The 20,171-nt window shown below is 39.8% G+C and carries 14 protein-coding genes and 4 tRNA genes; 13 read left to right on the forward strand and 5 right to left on the reverse strand.

Annotated elements, in window-relative coordinates; translation table 11 throughout:
- Positions 1-35 precede the first annotated feature (35 nt).
- Positions 36-839, forward strand: coding sequence for a segregation and condensation protein A (locus tag SAE01_RS09710; protein ID WP_147203560.1), 804 nt, complete (start codon positions 36-38; stop codon positions 837-839).
- Between the two features lie 150 nt (positions 840-989).
- On the opposite strand, the gene dxs is transcribed toward SAE01_RS09710, so the two are convergent.
- Complete coding sequence (dxs, locus tag SAE01_RS09715) at positions 990-2,927, reverse strand: 1-deoxy-D-xylulose-5-phosphate synthase (RefSeq protein ID WP_147203561.1); 1,938 nt, start codon at positions 2,925-2,927, stop codon at positions 990-992.
- A gap of 190 nt (positions 2,928-3,117) precedes the next feature.
- Here dxs and SAE01_RS09720 point away from each other — a divergent pair, with 190 nt between their 5' ends.
- From SAE01_RS09720 to SAE01_RS09730, 3 genes are all read left to right on the forward strand, one after another.
- Entirely contained in the window at positions 3,118-4,167 is a 1,050-nt protein-coding gene (locus tag SAE01_RS09720; RefSeq protein ID WP_147203562.1) for a sensor histidine kinase, read from the forward strand.
- Between the two features lie 125 nt (positions 4,168-4,292).
- Positions 4,293-5,042, forward strand: a complete 750-nt coding sequence (locus SAE01_RS09725) for a LytR/AlgR family response regulator transcription factor (protein WP_147203563.1) — start codon at positions 4,293-4,295, stop codon at positions 5,040-5,042.
- Positions 5,043-5,056: 14 nt separating this feature from the next.
- Positions 5,057-6,343, forward strand: a complete 1,287-nt coding sequence (locus tag SAE01_RS09730; protein WP_147203564.1) for a M20/M25/M40 family metallo-hydrolase — start codon at positions 5,057-5,059, stop codon at positions 6,341-6,343.
- A gap of 98 nt (positions 6,344-6,441) precedes the next feature.
- Here the strand turns inward: SAE01_RS09730 and SAE01_RS09735 are convergent, their stop codons facing one another.
- On the reverse strand, positions 6,442-7,197 hold the full coding sequence (locus SAE01_RS09735; protein ID WP_147203565.1) for a phosphoglycerol geranylgeranyltransferase: 756 nt from the start codon (positions 7,195-7,197) through the stop codon (positions 6,442-6,444).
- Between the two features lie 471 nt (positions 7,198-7,668).
- Here SAE01_RS09735 and SAE01_RS09740 point away from each other — a divergent pair, with 471 nt between their 5' ends.
- Positions 7,669-11,016, forward strand: a complete 3,348-nt coding sequence (locus SAE01_RS09740; RefSeq protein WP_147203566.1) for a vitamin B12-dependent ribonucleotide reductase — start codon at positions 7,669-7,671, stop codon at positions 11,014-11,016.
- Between the two features lie 218 nt (positions 11,017-11,234).
- Positions 11,235-11,717 (forward strand): YcxB family protein, encoded by a 483-nt coding sequence (locus tag SAE01_RS09745; protein ID WP_147203567.1) that lies wholly within the window; start codon positions 11,235-11,237, stop codon positions 11,715-11,717.
- An 8-nt stretch (positions 11,718-11,725) separates the two neighbouring features.
- On the opposite strand, the gene SAE01_RS09750 is transcribed toward SAE01_RS09745, so the two are convergent.
- The gene (locus SAE01_RS09750; protein WP_147203568.1) at positions 11,726-12,154 is read right to left on the reverse strand and encodes a GNAT family N-acetyltransferase; all 429 of its coding nucleotides are present in this window, start codon (positions 12,152-12,154) and stop codon (positions 11,726-11,728) included.
- Between the two features lie 483 nt (positions 12,155-12,637).
- Between SAE01_RS09750 and SAE01_RS09755 the strand changes: the two genes are divergently transcribed.
- Positions 12,638-14,245 carry a DUF4142 domain-containing protein gene (locus SAE01_RS09755; protein ID WP_147203569.1) on the forward strand — a complete coding sequence of 536 codons (1,608 nt, stop codon included), beginning with the start codon at positions 12,638-12,640 and terminating at the stop codon, positions 14,243-14,245.
- Positions 14,246-14,384: 139 nt separating this feature from the next.
- Here SAE01_RS09755 and SAE01_RS09760 read toward each other — a convergent pair whose 3' ends face one another.
- The gene (locus tag SAE01_RS09760) at positions 14,385-16,196 is read right to left on the reverse strand and encodes an ABC transporter ATP-binding protein (protein WP_147203570.1); all 1,812 of its coding nucleotides are present in this window, start codon (positions 16,194-16,196) and stop codon (positions 14,385-14,387) included.
- 89 nt (positions 16,197-16,285) lie between these two features.
- Entirely contained in the window at positions 16,286-18,361 is a 2,076-nt protein-coding gene (locus SAE01_RS09765; RefSeq protein WP_147203571.1) for a hypothetical protein, read from the reverse strand.
- 452 nt (positions 18,362-18,813) lie between these two features.
- Between SAE01_RS09765 and SAE01_RS09770 the strand changes: the two genes are divergently transcribed.
- From SAE01_RS09770 to SAE01_RS09795, 6 genes are all read left to right on the forward strand, one after another.
- Complete coding sequence (locus tag SAE01_RS09770) at positions 18,814-19,113, forward strand: HPF/RaiA family ribosome-associated protein (RefSeq protein ID WP_147203572.1); 300 nt, start codon at positions 18,814-18,816, stop codon at positions 19,111-19,113.
- Positions 19,114-19,176: 63 nt separating this feature from the next.
- On the forward strand, positions 19,177-19,434 hold the full coding sequence (locus tag SAE01_RS09775) for a DUF3592 domain-containing protein (protein WP_147203573.1): 258 nt from the start codon (positions 19,177-19,179) through the stop codon (positions 19,432-19,434).
- A gap of 215 nt (positions 19,435-19,649) precedes the next feature.
- Positions 19,650-19,722 (forward strand) — tRNA-Thr (locus tag SAE01_RS09780).
- Between the two features lie 13 nt (positions 19,723-19,735).
- Positions 19,736-19,818: transfer RNA gene (locus SAE01_RS09785), tRNA-Tyr, on the forward strand.
- 77 nt (positions 19,819-19,895) lie between these two features.
- A tRNA-Gly gene (locus SAE01_RS09790) sits at positions 19,896-19,968 on the forward strand.
- Positions 19,969-20,059: 91 nt separating this feature from the next.
- Positions 20,060-20,131 (forward strand) — tRNA-Thr (locus tag SAE01_RS09795).
- Positions 20,132-20,171: the final 40 nt, after the last annotated feature.

The following is a 20,171-nucleotide window of genomic DNA, read 5'->3' on the forward strand; positions in this document are numbered from 1 at the left end:
GCCGGGAGATTAAATACGACTTATAAAGTGAGCAAATGACAGCAACAGAAACATACCAAATTAAACTACCTCAATTTGAAGGTCCTTTTGATCTGTTGCTATTTTTTATTGAGAGAGATGAACTAGACATCTATAACATTCCCATTACTAAGATTACCAAAGATTTCCTACACTATATTCATTCCCAAGAAGCATTGAATATAGAATTGAGCAGCGAGTTTATTTTGTTCATATCTACCTTGATGAGAATTAAAGCGAAGTTGTTATTGCCAAGAAAAGAAGTCGACCCTCAAGGAAATGAAATTGATCCAAGGCAAGAATTGATTGATAAAATTCTTGAATACAAAAGGTTTAAACAAGCTGCGGCAGAAATGGCAGAAATGGAAGCTATGCGACTATTAATGCTGAAAAGAGGTAACCTGCAGAAGGAAATGGCAGTGATAGGAGAGCAGTCGGGAGAAGGGACGGAAATTCAAAACATTACTTTGTTTAAGCTGATGAAGTCGTTTGAAAAGGTGATGCAGAAAGTGCATGACAGGCAAAACAAGCCTGTACACACAGTCGTAGCCTACAATTACACCATGGAAGAGACAAGGGAATTTGTATTGAAATTAGCCAGCAAAGAAAAAACAGTTTCTTTTGAAAAAGTGTTCGAAAAATGCAGAGACCGCATACAGGCTATTTTCTTTTTCTTATCGATGCTTGAACTTATTCAACTTGATTACATGAGTATTATAGTGGGGGAGGGAAGAAATAACTTTATAGTCGAGTGGAATGATAACAGGACAGAGACTGACACCTTTGGAACTGCTGCAGCTTTCGACCCAAGCTTAAATTAACATTACAGTCGCCCTGCTGCATGGGGTGAGAAAGATGAAAAGTGCGACGCAAGTAAAGCTGATAGAAGTACACATGCGGGAAACACAAATACTTCTATAAATGAAATAAGCTGCCTATTAGCAGCTCATTTCATTTATACCAATTATCAATTATCCTCCAATAAATGTCGAAACCCGCACTTTATCTTTCAACATTTCTCTTACGGTTTCTGCTATTCCCTGGGCATCATAGCCGCACTCGCGGTGCAATTCTTTTGGTGTTCCGTGTTCAACAATCCTGTCAGGAATTCCGAGCATTTTCACATCAGCTCTATATTCGTTAGCTACCATAAATTCAAGAATAGCACTTCCAAAGCCTCCGACGATTGTTCCATCTTCTACGGTAATTACTTTATCAAACTTCGCAAAAACCTCGTGTAATAGTTCTTCATCTAAAGGCTTCACAAAACGTATATCATAGTGAGCTGGATTAATTCCTTGTGTTTTAAGTTCACGAATAGCGGAAGTAGCAAAGTTACCCGGATGGCCAAACGTTAGTATGGCAACATCTTCACCGTCTTTTATCTTACGACCTTTGCCTATTTGTATTTCTTCGAAAGGAGTTTGCCAGTTGGTCATTACGCCTTCGCCCCGTGGATAACGAATAACAAATGGAGACGTTGTACTTTCAAGCTGAGCAGTAAACATTAAGTTTCGTAGCTCAGACTCGTTCATTGGTGCACTGATAACCATATTTGGGATACAGCGGAAATAAGCAATATCATAAGCGCCATGATGTGTGGGTCCGTCTTCGCCGACCAGACCTGCACGATCAAGACAAAGTACAACCGGTAACTTTTGGATGGCTACATCGTGTACGACCTGGTCAAAAGCCCTTTGCATAAATGAAGAGTAAATGTTGCAAAACACCCTTAACCCTTGCGTTGCAAGGCCGGCACTTAACGTGACTGCATGTTGTTCGCAAATACCTACGTCGAAGGAGCGGTGAGGCATTTTATCCATCATAAACTTGAGAGAAGAACCGCTTGGCATTGCCGGCGTCACACCCATTATTTTATCATTCTTTTCTGCCAGCTCTATAATGCTATGCCCAAAAACGTCCTGGTACTTTGGAGGTTGTGGTGCAGTAAATTTCTTTTTTACAATTTCCCCGGTTATTTTATCAAATAGTCCGGGTGCATGCCACTTTGTTTGGTCTTTTTCTGCGAGTGAATATCCCTTTCCTTTCACGGTAATGATATGCAAAATTTTAGGGCCGGGAATTTCGCGAAGATCTTTTAAAGTATCTACAAGTTTGGTAATGTTGTGGCCATCAATCGGGCCGAAATACCTCAACTTTAAAGCTTCAAACAAATTTGCACTACTGCTTACCATTCCTTTTAAGCTTTCAGCCACCTTATGTGCCATAGATCTTGTAAAACCTTTGCCAACAGGTAGTTTGCCTAAAGCTTTCCAAACATCATCTTTTAATTTATTATAAGTGGGAGATAAGGAGATATCTGTAAGGTATTCTTTGAGAGCACCGACATTAGGGTCGATGCTCATACAGTTATCATTTAGAATAATCAGGAGATCGCTGTCAGCAACACCGGCGTGGTTCATTGCTTCGAATGCCATCCCCGCTGTCATTGCACCGTCGCCGATTACTGCTACGGATTTACGGTCAGTTTCACCTTTGTATTTAGCAGCCATCGCCATTCCTAAAGCGGCAGAAATAGAGGTGGAAGAATGGCCTACACCAAAGGTATCATATTCACTTTCGCCTCTTTTTGGAAATCCACTAAGGCCGTGATATTTGCGATTAGTGTAAAAATTATCTCTCCGGCCGGTTAGAATTTTATGTCCGTAAGCCTGGTGACCCACGTCCCAAACCAACTGATCGTAAGGAGTATTGTAGATATAGTGAAGTGCAACAGAAAGTTCAACAACGCCAAGACTTGCAGCAAAATGACCACCGTGAACGCTTACGACATCAATAATATATTGCCTTAATTCGTCGCACACTTTATGCAACTGCTCTCGACTTAATTTTTTAAGATCAGCGGGACTATCAATTCCCTTTAACAAATGTCCCGGCGTAATTTCCATCCTTTCCAATTTTTGTAAAATTAAGGTATAATTGCAACTCCTCTGTTTTCAAAACCTCTTACATAACGGATATTGTTAATTGAAAGTTTAAAATAGATCATAAAATATTATTCCACCAGTTAACCCTTTAATTCACCTTTAATCAAAAGAACTGCGCATTGACAGTTATTATTTTTATTTTTGGTAACGTATGAATAAAACTCTATCGAAATACTGGCTTTGTCAGATCGGCGGCTGGAGCACTTACATAATCGTTTTTACTTTCTTCTACCTAACCCTCCGAACAAAAGAAGACCCCAACTTTTTCAAAGTTCTTTTTCTTGATGCATTCTTAGGTATTGGCATCACTCACTTAATGAGGTCGTTCATACAACGTGTTGGTCTTTTAAAATTGCGATTGGATAACCAGATCACCTACATGATCTTGACGACGGTAGGATTTTCTTTTTTCCTCACTTTCGCCAGCATTTACCTTGAGGACACCTTTAACCTTACCAATGAAACTTTCCGGCAGCATACGCTAGTCTATCAAACTATAAAAGCGTCTTTCTCCAGTTTCATATTTTTAATCATCTGGAACCTTATCTATTTCACCTACCACTACGTCATTAAGAGCCAGCAGGAACAGCTGGACAAAGTGAAGCTGCAGAGCCTGGTGAAAGAATTGGAACTCAAAACCATCAAAGCTCATATAAATCCTCATTTCATTTTCAATGCATTAAACAGTATTCGCGCCTTGGTCGATGAAAACCCACAAAGAGCACGGCAGGCTATTACTGAGCTAAGCAATTTGCTGAGAAGCAGTATGCAGGCTGAAAAGGTTGAAACTACGCCGTTATCTAAAGAGCTAAATATTGTGCGCGATTACCTCGCCTTAGAGCATATTAGATTTGAAGACCGGCTTAATATAGAGTACGATATCGACGAGGATACTCTTGGTCAGCCTGTGCCGCCAATGATGTTGCAAACGTTGGTAGAGAATGCCATTAAGCATGGTATAAGTAAGAAAATGGAAGGCGGCGTAATTAAGATCATTTCCGATTTTAAAGACAATCATCACGAATTGATTGTTACTAATACGGGTCACTTGAACGGCGATTTTAATCCCGATGGCTTTGGCTTGTACAGCACCCAAAGCAGGCTTATGTTACTGTATGGAGATAAAGCGCATTTTGAAATCAAAAACAAAAGTGAGAATATGGTAGAAGCAACGGTTAAGATGCCGGTGCTTACTGTCTGATTTTTTATTTGAGGGCCTTGCTTTAGTTCCCTGATCAAGCTTTTGTTGCGTCGCACTCTTGTACAGTTAATATTCTTTTCAACTTAAACTAACAATACGGTAAACCTAAAAAAAACGAGGAAACTATGTCTGTCAGAACAATTATAATTGATGACGAAAGGTTAGCGAGAAATGAGTTAAAAAAACTATTACAAGATTTTGGAGAAATTGAAATAATCGACGAAGCATCTAACGTGCAGGAAGGACTTGAAAAAATAGAGCAACACAACCCCGATCTTATATTTCTTGATATTCAAATGCCCGGCAAAACAGGGTTCGATTTGCTGGAAGAATTAGAGCGTGCTCCCAAAGTAATTTTTACTACAGCTTATGACGAATTTGCCCTAAAAGCATTTGAAGTAAACGCCCTTGACTACCTACTAAAGCCGGTTGAGCCTAAGCGTCTCTCTGACGCTATTCAGAAAATAAAGCAGGAGGAAAGTCACAGCTCAAATCACTCCAACGGAAGCAGCAATGGTACTGCTGCAAGAGAAGGGTTATTGACTGAAGAAGACCAGGTGTTTGTAAAAGACGGTGAGCGCTGCTGGTTTGTGAAGCTTAACGAGATCCGCTTATTCGAAAGTGTCGGTAATTATGCTAAAGTCTTCTTTGGACCAAATAAGCCCCTTATTTTAAAATCGCTTAATTCCCTGGAAGACAGGTTAGACGATAAAGTTTTCTTTAGGGCAAATCGTAAGCACATCATTAATATGAGGTGGATAGAAAAAATTGAACCTTATTTTAATGGTGGCTTGCTGCTTGAATTAAAAGGAGGTGAAAAAATTGAAGTTAGCCGTAGGCAAACTGTTAAGTTTAAGGAGATGATGAGCCTATAAGTTACTTTTGATAAATGAAGAAATTAAGCCTTTCCCTTTTATTTATACCTATAGCTTTTGTTTCAATCGGTCAGTCGATCGATAATATTATAAAGCCTGCAGAAGTACAAAGAATCGAAACAGCCCTCTCAGGCGACGACATGCAGGGAAGAAGGGCTTTTACTCCTGGTGCAGAAAAAGCGGCTGATTTTATTAGCAATGAATTTAAGAAAATCGGCTTAGCTCCCCTAAAAGGTACTACTGGTTTCAAACAGACTTTTACAATGGTGAGCCCTAAGAACACAAGGGTCACCGCTTCCATTGATGGCAATGTCATGGATACAAAGAATGTTGTTCCGTTTACTACCTCTTCTGACTTAAAGGTTACAGAAACTTCGGGTTTTGCTAAGGCTTCCATTAAACAAGGTGCGCCATTTAGAAAAGAGATAGGCGAATATTTGAAGCTTAAAGAAAACTACATCGTTTTTATTGATACCTCTTTCGCTCAAAACTTTACCCGCTTAAATCGTATGCGACAGATGCTTTTCAAATCAGAGAAGAGCGTTGTTTTTATATTGGGGAGTTATACGGCAGACAAGTTTGACATAAATGTAAAGCAAGACCTGGTAGAACAACAAGGTTCAAATGTAGTAGGCGTTATACCGGGCAAAAGTAAAAAAGAAGAAGTGGTGGTATTCTCAGGGCACTACGATCATTTAGGTATTGGTAAAGAAAATAACAGCGACTCTATATACAACGGCGCTAATGATGATGCTTCAGGTATTACTGCCATCATTGCTATGGCCAAATATTATAAAGCAGCAAAAAACAATGAAAGAACGCTGGTATTTGCAGCCTTTACGGCTGAGGAAATTGGCGGGTTTGGCTCACAGTATTTCTCTACCCAACAAGATGCTGATAAGGTGGTAGCGATGTTTAATATGGAAATGATAGGAACCGAAAGTAAGTGGGGTAAAAACAGTGCTTACATAACCGGTTTCGAAAAATCGAACCTGGGCGAAATACTGCAAAAAAACTTAAAAGGAAGCCAGTTCACTTTTTATCCTGACCCATATACTGCAGAGAATTTATTTTATAGATCTGATAACGCTACACTTGCCAGGTTGGGTGTTCCTGCACATACGATCTCCACGTCTAAAATGGATAACGAGGCGAACTACCATAAACTCAGCGACGAAATAAAGACTCTGGACTTGAACAATATGACCGAGGTTATTAAGTCGGTCATTATAAGTGCCAAAAGCATTGTTAGCGGAAACGACACACCTTCTCGTGTGAAGGCCGATGAGTTAACGAGATAATGGAAAAGGTTTGAATGTTATTTCGTGGCAAATTGATTTTCAGTAAAAGAGTGCGACGCAACGATGTTGCCACTAAACCCTATGTTGGAACTCAAAAATTAAGCAGTAATTGCGAGGCTGTGAACTGCAGTAGCCATTTCCTTTATAAGTGCAGGATCTTTTTCGATTGCATTGCCGATAACAATTACATCCGCTCCGGCTTTACAGTTGCGATAGGCTTTTTCGGGGTCAGTAATGCCCCCGCCGACAATCAGCGGGATTTCAATATTTGCTGATACCATCGCAATCATACTTTCTGTGATGGCTCTTTTTGCTCCAGAGCCGGCGTCCATATAAATCAACTTCATACCGAGCATTTCGCTTGCCATAGCCGTACAAAGAGCGATCTCATTTTTATCTGAGGGTATGGGGGTAGCATTTGAGATATAAGAGACGGTTGTGGGCGCACCACCATCAATAACCATATAACCCGTTGGCATAATCTCTAAACCGCTTTTCTTAACGAAGGGAGCGCTTACCACATGCTGTCCAATTAACAGTTCTGCATTACGTCCTGATACTAAAGAGAGATACAAAAGAGCATCAGCGAATTTGCTAATCTGCGCTGGGCTGCCAGGAAAAAGAACCACAGGAATATTACAAGAGGATTTAATCTGCTGAATGCATTCGTCAAGGTAGTTTGATATGATTAAGCTGCCACCAACAAAAAAATAATCAACTTTAGAATCTGTTCCCAAGGTAACCAACTGTTCTATTTTATCTCCGTCAACCTTGTCTGGATCAATTAAGACCGCAAGCGACTTTTGGCCTTGCTGTTTATTCTTTAAAAAATGCTGGTAAAGCTTGTTCTTCATGCAACTGGTATCGAGTTCTTGCAAAAATGCTGAAAAAATTTTATTTATTCATTTTTGATTTCAACAATAACCTGTGTAAAATGCTGAAACTTATTTGAATAGTTGAGTTATTAATAAAAATGTTATGCCATTAGTTAAGAGCGCATCTAACACTTTAGAAATGGTCGCGCACGCTTGTAAAAGTGATGGAAGTAAGGTGCGAACGATTACCAGTAAGGGGAATTAGGCGTGACCTTATAAAACAAAATAAAGTAGTAAAAAGGGCAGTCGTTTTATTAAAAGTTGTCAACATTTATGTGGACATTTCCTACAACTCAATGCAGTATTGACGCTCATTAATATGCACAATAATTATCCACATCAGGGGATATTATAGACTCCTTTTTATCAGAAAAGCCTGATATTTTCGTTGGCCCTACAATTTCCAGGGGGTATTTTTCTGATCTGCTCACCTCATAATACATTTTGCCAATGGCCGCCACACAAACCACTAAAGGACTACAGTTTCAACGCCGCTTTACAAAAGAAGGCGTATCTCCATTCGATATGTTTACTTACGACTATCGAACAAGCATTATCCGCAACCCGAGCGGAGAAGTTGTTTTTGAAATGAAGAATTGCGAAGTACCGGCACAATGGAGCCAGATCGCAACTGATATCATTGCTCAGAAGTATTTTAGAAAAGCGGGTGTGCCTCAACCCGACGGAACACTAGGTAGAGAGACATCAGCAAAGCAGGTTGCACATCGGATGGCTAATTGCTGGAGAGTTTGGGGTGAGAAATACAATTACTTCAACAGTGCGAAAGATGAGCAGGTTTTTTATGAAGAGTTGGTGTATAGCATTTTGAACCAGGCATGTGTGCCAAACAGCCCTCAGTGGTTTAATACCGGCTTGTATGAGAGTTATGGCATTAGTGGAAAACCACAGGGACATTACTATGTTGACCAAAATGATGGCCATTTGAAAAAGTCAACCTCTGCATACGAAAGGCCTCAGCCGCACGCATGTTTTATATTAAGCGTTGAAGACGATCTGGTAAGTGATGGTGGTATCATGGATTTGTGGGTTCGTGAAGCAAGAATTTTTAAATACGGTTCAGGGGTTGGAACGAATTTCTCTAACATTCGCGGAGAAGGTGAAAGGCTAAGTGGTGGTGGCACTTCAAGTGGTTTGATGAGTTTCTTGAAAATCGGCGATCGTTCTGCAGGTGCAATAAAGAGTGGCGGTACTACCCGTCGTGCTGCTAAAATGGTTTGCCTCGATTTAGACCATCCTGAGATTATTGATTTCATCGATTGGAAAGTTGAAGAAGAAAAGAAAGTAGGTGCGTTAATAGCTGCAGGTTATTCAAGTGATTATGAAGGTGATGCTTACCGCACCGTATCAGGTCAAAACTCTAATAACTCTGTTCGTATTCCGAACGAGTTTTTCGAGAAATTGGAGAAGGGTGAAGATTGGCACCTGAAGGCAAGAACAGATGGCCGTACCATGAAAACTATTCCTGCAAAGGAACTATGGAATAAAATTGCTTATGCAGCATGGAGATGTGCTGATCCAGGAGCTCAATATAATACTACCATTAACGAATGGCACACTTGTCCAAAGGGTGGTGAGATCAGAGCTTCTAATCCTTGCTCAGAATATATGTTCCTCGACAATACTGCCTGTAACCTTGCTTCGGTAAATCTCAGGCAGTTTCATGATAATGACACGAACATATTTGATGTAGAAGGTTTTGAATATACCTGTCGTCTATGGACTGTTGTATTAGAGATATCGGTTTTAATGGCCCAGTTTCCCAGCAAAGAAGTGGCACAACTTTCATACGAATACAGAACCTTGGGTCTTGGCTTCGCTAACCTTGGAAGTATGTTGATGGTAAGTGGTATTGCTTATGACAGTGAAGAAGCACGTGGTATTGCCGGTGCAGTTTCAGCTATCATGACTGGCGTAGCTTACCGTACCAGTGCAGAGATAGCAAAGTATCAAGGCGCTTTTGTGAAATACGAAGAAAATAAGGAAGACATGATGCGTGTAATGCGCAACCATCGTGTAGCCGCTTATGATGCCGACAGCTATGAGAAATTAAGTATCAGACCTCAGGGTATTAAAGCAAAATATTGTCCTGATTATATGCTTTCTGCTGCGTGCAAAGCATGGGATGAAGCTGTAGAAATGGGAGAGAAGTATGGTTATCGCAATGCCCAAACAACCGTAATTGCTCCAACCGGAACAATCGGCCTGGTAATGGATTGCGACACTACCGGTGTTGAACCTGATTTTGCTTTGGTGAAGTTTAAAAAGCTGAGCGGTGGTGGTTATTTCAAAATCATTAATCAATCTGTTCCGCAGGCTTTGAAAAATCTGAAGTATTCAGAAAAAGAAGCTGATGCAATTATCAAATACGCGGTAGGTAGTGCTTCGTTTGAAGGCGCCCCTTTCATCAACGCCCAAACTTTAAGCGAAAAAGGATTTATTGCCGAAGAAATCAAAAAACTAGGCGACGCACTGAAATCGGCTTTTGAGATCAGCTTCGTTTTCAACAGATTTACTTTAGGGGAAGCTTGTCTTGAAAGATTGGGCTTTAAGCCGGCTGAATACATGGATTGGAACTTTAACCTGCTGGAAGCATTAGGATTTACAGACGAGCAAATAGATGCAGCAAACGATTATATCTGCGGAACAATGACTGTGGAAGGTGCCCCTTTCCTTAAGCCCGAGCATCTGTCAGTTTTCGATTGTGCGAATAAGTGTGGTAAAAAGGGTGAAAGGTATATTCATGCACATGGGCATATTCGTATGATGGGTGCAACTCAACCATTCATCAGCGGTGCGATTTCTAAAACAATCAATCTGCCACATGAGGCGGCTGTTGAAGAAATTGCAGACTGCTATATGCTTAGCTGGCAGCTGGGGTTGAAAGCAAATGCCTTGTATCGTGACGGTTCTAAAATGTCTCAACCGTTAAGCAATAAAAGCGACAAGAAAAAGAAAACAGAAGAAACAAAGGAAGAAGTTGCGAACGCAGAAACGCGAGAATTGCAGCCCGAGTCCAATATTGTCGACTTGAGCAAGTTAACAGTTGAAGAGCTTTTGGAAGAAGTGACCAAGCGTATGCATGCTTCTACCGATACCCAGCTGAAGCGTAAGCTTAGCGATATTGTACAGCGCAAATCATTACCCGGCAAACGCCGTGGGTTTACTCAAAAAGCAAAAATTGGCGGACAAGTTATCTTCTTACGCACCGGTGAATACAGCGACAATACTTTAGGAGAAATCTTTATTGATCTTGCAAAAGAAGGTTCAACACTTCGTAGCCTGATGAACTGTTTTGCGATAGCAGTTTCAGTTGGCCTTCAATACGGTGTGCCGTTGGAAGAGTTTGTCGAGAAATTTGTGTTTACCAAGTTTGAACCGGCAGGTATGGTCGACCATCCAAACATTAAGACTACGACTTCAATCGTCGACTTTATATTCCGTTGTCTTGCCTATGAATATATGGGGCGTACTGATTTGGTGCATGTGTTAGACAAGCCAGAACTTAGCAACCTGGGCGACGATGCGGAAGTAAAGCAAGAATTAAGTAGTGTGAGGGTTACACCTTCCGCCCCTGTAAATGGTTCTCAAGGTACGCAGCCGCAGAAACAGCAAAAGCTGGTTGCAGCAAAAGCAGATGTTGGTCTTGATGCAGTAAATGCAGCAGCCAAAAATATGCAAAGCGACGCGCCGGCTTGTAACACTTGCGGACATATCACTTTAAGAAGTGGCACTTGTTACAAATGCCTGAATTGCGGTAATAGTATGGGATGTAGCTAAATTGGCAATTATAAAAGCGTTATTTAAAAAAGGACCCTGAATTCAATTCAGGGTTTTTTTATTTAAATTCTACTTTTAAGATCAGCCCTGGTAGTATGAATGTTTTTGCTTCGATTTTTTAATTGCTTCGAATTTCCTGTAAGCACGTTCCTTTCAACTTCTGCCCGATTGTTGCGCTCACCTCTTTTTACCTACTTTTAATTTCACAAATTCTTTTCATGCAAATACTTTTTTCTTACGATAAAAAATTAGTGATCCAGGCGCTCCGCTACCACTTTATAAATAGGTTTGAAGTAAGAATACTAATGATACTAGTGAATGTATTTGCGATATTTTCTGCTGCTCTGTTTTATTTCCGCAAGGTTTCGCCCCTTGCATTTTTACTTAGCTCCATCCTTTGGATAGCCATCATGATTTCTTTCTGGTATTTTTTACCAAATACGGTGTATAAAAAAGCATCGACTTTTAAAGACAATTTTAAAATGACTTTTGGAGAATACCGTGTTCGGGTAGAAAACGAGCGAGGATACACAGAATGGAACTGGGAGAAATTCATCTCTTACCTTGAAAGCCCGCACTTCATCCATTTGTATTTTGACAGCAAATCATTCTTTCTGGTGCCGAAAGCAGCAATCGAAAAAGAAGGAACACTTGAAGATGTTCGCAGCCTATTAAGGGAGAAAATAAAATCGAAGAAATAGAGTCCGTACTATAAAAGCTTTTCCATGTTATAGTGCGGTATCGTAACTTCTGTGAACTCTTCACCAGTCACAGTATACCCGAGCCTTTCGTAAAATCCTGCGGCTGTTTTTCGCGCATGCATGCAGAGTTTTTTATAACCTCTGTCTCGGGCGATATTTTCCGCAAATTGCATTAGTACCCTGCCGATCCCTTTACCTTGAAGGCCTGCTTTTACTGCCATTTGCCGAAGCCTTACCGTAGTAGGATTAATTTGTGTAAGTATACAACAGCCCAACATCTGATCATCTTCATACGCAGCAATTAATAAATCATTCTTTTCCTTCTCAAGTTCTTCAGCTGAAAAGTCAAGTCCGAGCGGCTTGCGCAAAATTTGTTTGCGTAGCTCAACCATTTGTTTGTACTCTTTGCTACTATGATCGATGATTTTTAAAGGCATATCAGTAATTGGTTACAAAATAATCATTAAGTGCAAAAATATCATTTATAGTGCGCTAAACATTGCAGGGGATAGGAAAAGTACTTTTTTAATTTTCAACCGTTCTAACGCTTTTGTTTTAGATTTTGTGAGGGAGGAAGACGTTGCCCGATTGTATACTATTGATGTTTTTAATAGGTATTTCAATAAAGAGTTAAGCACTAAGGAACGAAAAAGACAAGATAGGTAGTGTTGCTTTTTTTTTATTAAAAAAATTTTTAATAAACGTTCTCCTTCAATTATTTAAGGTCATAATATTCCCCTAAGGATAGAATGTTTTCCCCAACTGTTTCAATAAACGCTAGCTAACTATAAATGCTTTTCTCCTTACCAGCTGAGGTTCAAGTGTTTAAAATCTTGCATATGATTTGTGGTTAAAGTAGGAGGAATTAGAGACGAATTTTAATTCTTTACAAACCATCTATTAATTAAAAACGAAAATTTATGAAAAAGCCTATTTGTAATTTACCACGGCTAATTCTGACGGCATCAGCGTTCATTGGATGCACAATGGCAGAAGCACAAAGCGGTACATCTTCCAACAGGTCGTCAACTTCTTCAACCAATAGAATGAGTGATACTGCTTTTATTAGTAAAAACATTATAGACAACATGATGGAAATACAACTGTCTGAAATGGGCAGAACAAAAGCGACTGATTCTAAGATAAAGACTTTGGCTCAGCAGATGATCACTGACCACACTGCCATGCTAAATGATTTGCAGCGGGCCGCTAAAACCAGGAATATTTCGGCGATGAACATGGGAAGTGGCAACTGGAGTTCGGGGAGTGGAAGCGGTACAACCGGATCTAGTGTAGGAACAGGCGGTTCAGGTTCAGGAAGTACTACTTCTGGTTCTACCGGCTCTGGTAGTTCAAGCTCCGGTGTAGGTACTTCGGGTAATACTACTTCTGGCTCGGGCATGGGAAGTACAGGTTCCGGAAGTGGAACTACTGGTTCAGGTACAGGTACGACCGGAAGCGGTAGTACAGGAGCCGGCGTAGGTACCGGTAGTGGGACAGGAACTACAGGTTCTGGAATGGGAACAACAGGATCAGGCACAGGTACAACCGGAAGCGGTAGCACAGGTTCTGGCGTAGGTGCAGGAAGTGGAACAGGAACAACTGGCTCAGGAATGGGAACTACAGGTTCAGGAACTGGTACAACTGGAGGCGGCAGTGTGGGAACATCAGGAAGTGGTTCAACTTCAGGTAGTGGAACAACAGGAAGCGGAACAACAGGAAGAAATAATAGGGGAAACAGAAATGGAAACAGCGGAAGTGGCACAGGAACAACAGGATCCGGAGTAGGAACTTCAGGTAGCACAGGTACGACTGGCACTGGTACTTCAGGATCAGGAGTAGGTACCGGTAGTGGAACAGGAACTACAGGATCAGGAATGGGTACCAGTGGTTCAGGTTCAACAGGAAGCGGTAATACAGTTTCAGGAGTAGGAACTACTGGTAGCGGTACAGGAACAACAGGCTCGGGAACTGGTACCTCAGGTTCAGGAGTAGGCGCTGGTAGCGGCACAGGAACTACAGGTTCTGGAATGGGTACTTCTGGTAGTACCGGAACAACCGGAAGTGGTACTACAGGATCAGGAGTAGGTACTGGTAGCGGTACAGGAACTACAGGTTCTGGAATGGGTAATTCTGGTAGTACTGGCACAACAGGAAGTGGTACTACAGGATCAGGAGTAGGTACCGGTAGCACTACAGGATCAGGAATGGGTACTTCAGGTTCTGGTAGTGGTATGACAGGTGGAAACGGTATGGCAATGCATGGAATGTCTGGTGATGGAATGGCGGCAATGCAAGCTCTTCAAAATGCTACAGGCACTCAGTTTAATACAACTTTTGTAACTCAAATGCTTGCAATGCATGAAGCAAAGCTAACAGAACTTCAGGCTGCATCAACTACACTAACTGATCCTGAATTAAAGGCACTGGTGACAAAAGCAATTCCTAAAATAAGAATGCACCGGGATATGTTGTCAAAGATGAATAACGGAGGAACAAGCGGAACAAGTGGATCAACACAACAATAAGAGTTTATACACTTATAAAAAAAGAGCGGCTGTTTGCCGCTCTTTTTTGTCCCGTCTTTTTTAGTTGATTTACTTAATCAAACTTTCACTTCGATTATAGCTGATAGCATTTAGAAAGATAAGTGCCTCAAAAATCACTTTACACTAATACAGCCTTGCGCTTTTCTAACTGCATATTGTAAAGGTTGGCATAATGACCTCCCAGCGTAAGCAACTCCTCATGTGTCCCCATTTCTTTCAGTTCACCCTTATCCATTACTAATATTTTACTGGCTTTTCTTATCGTCGATAAACGATGGGCAATAACTATTGAAGTTCGTCCTGCGATTAACTTGTCGATTGCTTGTTGTATTAGAGCCTCGCTTTCTGTATCAATGGACGAGGTCGCTTCATCCAAAATAAGGATCGACGGGTTATACAGTAGAGCCCGGATAAAGCTAAGAAGCTGCCGCTGACCAAGGCTTAAAGTACTGCCTCGTTCCATAACGTTGTAGTCGTATCCACCAGGAAGGCTCATAATGAAATCATGTACTCCGATCATTTTCGCTGCCTGAACAACTTGCTCTTTTGCGATCGCAGGGTTTCTTAAAGTAATGTTCTCGAGAACCGTACCCGAAAAAAGAAAGACGTCTTGTAATACAACTCCAATACGACTCCGTAATACGTCTAACTTGTAATCTTCGATATTTACATCGTCTATTTTGATTGCACCTTTTTGGATGTGATAAAGGCGATTTAAAAGACTTATGATAGAAGTTTTTCCGCTACCGGTATGACCAACCAAGGCAATGGTTTCACCAGGTTGAGCTGTAAAAGAGATGTTTTTTAAAACATATTGATCCTTTACATACGCGAACCAGACATTTTCTAATTCCACTTTTCCTTTTATGGAGGTAGGCGCATAAGAACCTTCGGATTGAATTACGTCAGCATTATCAAGAACTTTAAAAACGCGCTCACTTGACACCATCCCCATTTGTATCACGTTAAACTTGTCTGCAATTACCCTTAATGGCCGGAAAATCTGGTTTAAATAAAGAATAAAGGCAACCAGCAAGCCTGCGTCTAACTCGTTACCTGCAATCCACCAAACCAGTAGGCCCATACTTACAGCCAGTACAACTTCCACCACCGGGAAAAATATTGAATAGGCGAAGATTGCATGAATATTAGCATCACGGTGTTCTTTATTAATCTTCTTGAATTTCTTGAACTCCCTATCTTCTGCAGCAAAAGCCTGTACGATTTGCATACCTGTAATATGTTCCTGCACAAAGGCGTTCAACGCTGAAACTGCATTTCGCACTTTCATAAAAGAACGGTTTACACTTTCTTTAAAATAATAGGTAGCGATTATTAAAATTGGGAATGGAATAAGGCTGATCAAGGTTAGCTTCCAATCCATATAAAACATAATAGCAAGCGTAAAAATGATCGAAAGCAAATCTGAAATAATCGGTATCAAACCGTCTGCAAAAATATCGTTGATGCTTTCGATATCGTTAATAGTTCGGGTAGTTAATGTGCCGATCGGAGTTTTATCAAACTGGGAAAGGTTTAAGTTCATCACCTTTTTATACACTGTTACCCGCATGTCTTTTACTACACTTTGCCCAAGCCATGAAGTAATAAACGAAAAATAAAACCTGAAAGCAGTTTCAATAAAAAGAAAAACAATCTGAAAAACAGTGATAGCTATAATAAATCGTGTGGCATCAGATAGATCCGCATTAAACATGAAGACCTTCAGCCAGACAGGCATATGAGCTGCTTTGCCGGTAGCTACATCAACTGTAAGATTAATAAGATAAGGTCTTACCGGTGCGAATACAGCTAGTAGAATAGAAAGAACAATGCTTATAATCAGGTAACGGTTATAGGGCCTTACAAACTGAAAAACTCTTCTTAATAATGAAAAATCAAAAACCTTCTTTTTTACCGCATCAGACATATGATTGCAAAAGTATTTATTACACTGTTATAATGTGCTTAAAGAAAAAGAGCTGCAATGCGCAGCTCTTTTTCTTTAAGGCAGTTTTCTTAACCTAACATCACCTTATTGTAAGCCATAATAAAAAGGGCTCCAAGGTTTTTGTAGGGAGGCACATAGTCCTCAAACATATTGTTGTCTTTTAATTTCTTACCTAAGTCTTTCCACATCTCAGGCCAGTTTAAATCTTTCCCTTGCCGGAGGGTTTCAGTTATACTCATAATCATTGGTCCATTTACTGCGCCTGTTCCAGTCTGCTTGCTTGCAATGATATGGGCGTAAGGAGATATCTCTAACACACGATTGATATTTTGATAACCTCCACAACTTCCCAGGAAAACAACTTTTGTTGTTCTAACCAGTTGTTTTATTGTTGATGTAACGTGATAACTATGGCCTCGATGGATGACGACAGTCGGAGTTAAGTTATTATCGCTGAGATAATCTCCTAAGTTTTCCTGTGCCTTATCGTCTAATCCTTCTTTTTCGTCCAAAGGTTTGTTCGCATAAATGATTACAGGTATTCCTTTGGTTGAGCTTACCTCAATCCAGTCAGTCTTATTAACTATTTTCCAACCCGGAGTGTTATACAAACTTTTGAATTGGCTATAAGAATACAAACCGTCTTTATCTCCAAAAAAGAATTGCTGAATAACAATTCTTCCTTTGCTATCTTTTAATGAGTTGTTATTGACTATATAAATTGGAGGGATGCCAAATTTTTGAGAGATATCTATTTTACTAGTCGAGTCAAGACTTAAAAAGATATTGTTTAGAAGGTCATAAATTGCCAACCCTCTCTTGTTCTCGTTTCTGTTCTGTTGATTTAGATTCGATTGAACTTCATCCAAAATCAACTTCCGTAGGGTGGGATCAGAAATGCTCGCATAACTGTCGGCGACGTCCACTGCATCTTCGAGGCTTCCCGTTTTTTCCAGACCGCCTGCAAAGGATCGCATTAAAATTTCAGCATTTCCTTTTTCCATCCTTTTCAAAAAGTTGTCAAGCGTATTATAATTTGCAGCCATTTTAATAAACTTTTTAAAATGGTCAAAATTCACACTTATTAAAAGAGAGTCACTGTTAGGATTTTTCATCCTTTGAAATATCCTCTCATAAACCTTCAAATAGCTACTCGTATAAATCTCCGTCTCTGCCATAACGCACAGGTAGTACAACTCCTGCGGGGTAAGGGTCTCTACCTTTTTCATCCGAATATTATCCGGCTCGTCGTGCAAGCCATTAATAACATTGATAAAACTTTCAATGGCTTTCCGCCTCAACATTTCCGTTAGCGCTTCCATTGCCATGGGCGTATCACGTTGCCTTAAGCGTTCAGTATATTCAATCTGGGTATTAACTAAAAGCTTGTAATATTTGAATTCATCATTTTTATTCTTGTCAATTTCTTCGATTGACACTTTTCCTCTGTACAGATTATCAAGGAAGGGAAAATATAAACGACCTTCTTTCAAATTTGCTAATCCGGCAATTGTTTTAATCAGTGGATCGCTATTGTTTTGGATCTTTTTACCAATCACCGTATTTGACTGAGCATAAGTATACACGTCTTCCTGGTGGGTATGAGCCGCTACTTTCAAGAGGCTGTCAGCGAATAAAGCGTTAGGATTTGCTTTTAAAATCTGGAAAATCCTGTCAGGATGTTTTTGAGAGTTTTTTAAAAGTAGCACTTCCTTGCCTTCGGTAATTCCAACATTTTTTTGGAAAGCAATACATTTTACAAGAATGTCTCCTATTTCAAACTCGTTGTCAACTAGCACAGGTTTTATAGACTGCTTTTTCTTTTCCAAGGCCATAGCCTCTTCGTAAGCATTAAGAAGATCTGGCAGTTGATCACCTTTTAATTCCCTGTTTCTGTAACTGCTCTCAAAAAGAGCTAAAGCTTCGTTTAAGCTTCTGATAAATTTGACTTTTTGATTTGCGTCCAGCGAGTTGTCTGCTTCGATGTTGTCTTGAAGCTGATCTATTTTATTGTATAAAGCGTAGGTGATCTGCTGATTTACTTCGGAGTCGTTTGTTGCGTTGAAAAAGTGATCGTCCTTTTTATCAAGTTTGTCGATGGCTTTTTGAGATTTGTCAACACTTTCATGAAAAATTTTTCTCATCAAAGGAACAACAGGTTTTTGGGCAGAGGAGGTCAGCGAGAGTAATACAAGAAATAGAAACAATAAATGTTTAGACATATGATACATAGGTATCGCAAAAATACTACCAAAGGACATCCCACATTTGATGCTACAGGTTTTTAGGTTTTTATTAGTGCTATTCTTGCCTCAATAATATTAGTGGTTGGAAAGCCGTTTTTCTCCAGCTAACAATCTCTAGATCCTTTTTTTAAAAATTTTTTAGGGCATGAATTGATACGCAAAAGAGTTTGTTGCCTGCAAAAAATTGGACTGTTTTTATTTAAAGTACAGAAAAAAAATAAAGGATAAAATAAATTCTTAGCGGCTGAATATCTAACTTCATAATCCTAAAAAGTAGCAGGTAACGCTTATGGAATAGAAATGTACACTTTAGTTCTTTATTTATTTATTCACATAAAAACAGAAATGTTATGGACGTAAAAATTCAAACAGTGCATTTTGAAAGCGATGAAAAACTTATTGAATTTGTAAGGAAAAAACTTGACAAGCTAAATACCTTCCATGACCGAATAACAAAAGTTGATGTGTTTTTAAAACTTGATAATGTAGTTCATACGTTAAAGGATAAGATTGTAGAACTTCGGGTTCACGTTCCTAAGCGTGATTTTTTTGTAAAAGCATCTTCTAAATCCTTCGAAGAATCATTCGATAATGCTTATTTATCATTGATCAATCAGTTGAAAAGACAGAAAGAAAAACAAGCAGCATAATACTTTAAATATAACCGAATAAAAGGCCTCCGACGAGGCCTTTTTTATTGCACCTTTACGACTATGAAATATACTGTTGCTTTTATTCTAACCATCTGTGTGTTGATAGGGTGTGGTCAGCAAGAACAGCTTAAAGCAAAAATTTTCGAAAGAAGAGATATCAAGGGAAATAGACTTGTGATCCGGTATAGATACACAGTAGACGATAAAGTTTACATAGACAGTGCTACTGTTCGAAACATCGTGATTAATAGTGATTCTATAACTGTAGTCATTGATCCATCCAATCCTGGTAAGTCCATTCCTGATATAAAAAACTAAGAGATATTAGAGATTTGAAAAAAAATGAAAAAACATTTTCAAAATTTTGGTATTTCAAGTTTTCCCTTACCTTTGCCATCCCGAAAATAAATGGGATGTATTTGAGGGGAAGAAGTTCTTATTTTAGTTCAATTTCAAGATGCTAGATATTTAATAACTGTACTACAAAAATTAAAAAGTTGTTTGCTGGTATTTAAATAACTTCTTAGTTATAAGCCGAAGTAGCTCAGTTGGTAGAGCAGCTGATTTGTAATCAGCAGGTCGGGGGTTCGACTCCCTTCTTCGGCTCATGTAACAATTTGGGCAGATGGCCGAGTGGTTAAAGGCGACAGACTGTAAATCTGTTCTCTCACGAGTACGCAGGTTCGAACCCTGCTCTGCCCACGGTTCTTTGATTGACGATTACTGATTGCAAATCTTTGTAATTAAGATTTCAGAGTTAGAAATTTAGGATTTTACAAGCGGAAGTAGCTCAATTGGTAGAGCGATAGCCTTCCAAGCTATAGGTCGCGAGTTCGAGACTCGTCTTCCGCTCAAGTATTGAGATGACAGATGTCAAATGACGGTTGACAGTTGCTTTGTTCTACTGTCAACAAACAAGCGTCGGCCGTTACTTTTATGACAAGCTGTTGTAGCTCAGGGGTAGAGCACTTCCTTGGTAAGGAAGAGGTCGTGAGTTCAATTCTCATCAACAGCTCTGCAAAAATTATTAAGTCAATAAGTCATCAAGCGTTTTC

Origin of the sequence: Segetibacter aerophilus (genome assembly GCF_007991655.1) — a bacterium.
Lineage (GTDB): Bacteria > Bacteroidota > Bacteroidia > Chitinophagales > Chitinophagaceae > Segetibacter > Segetibacter aerophilus.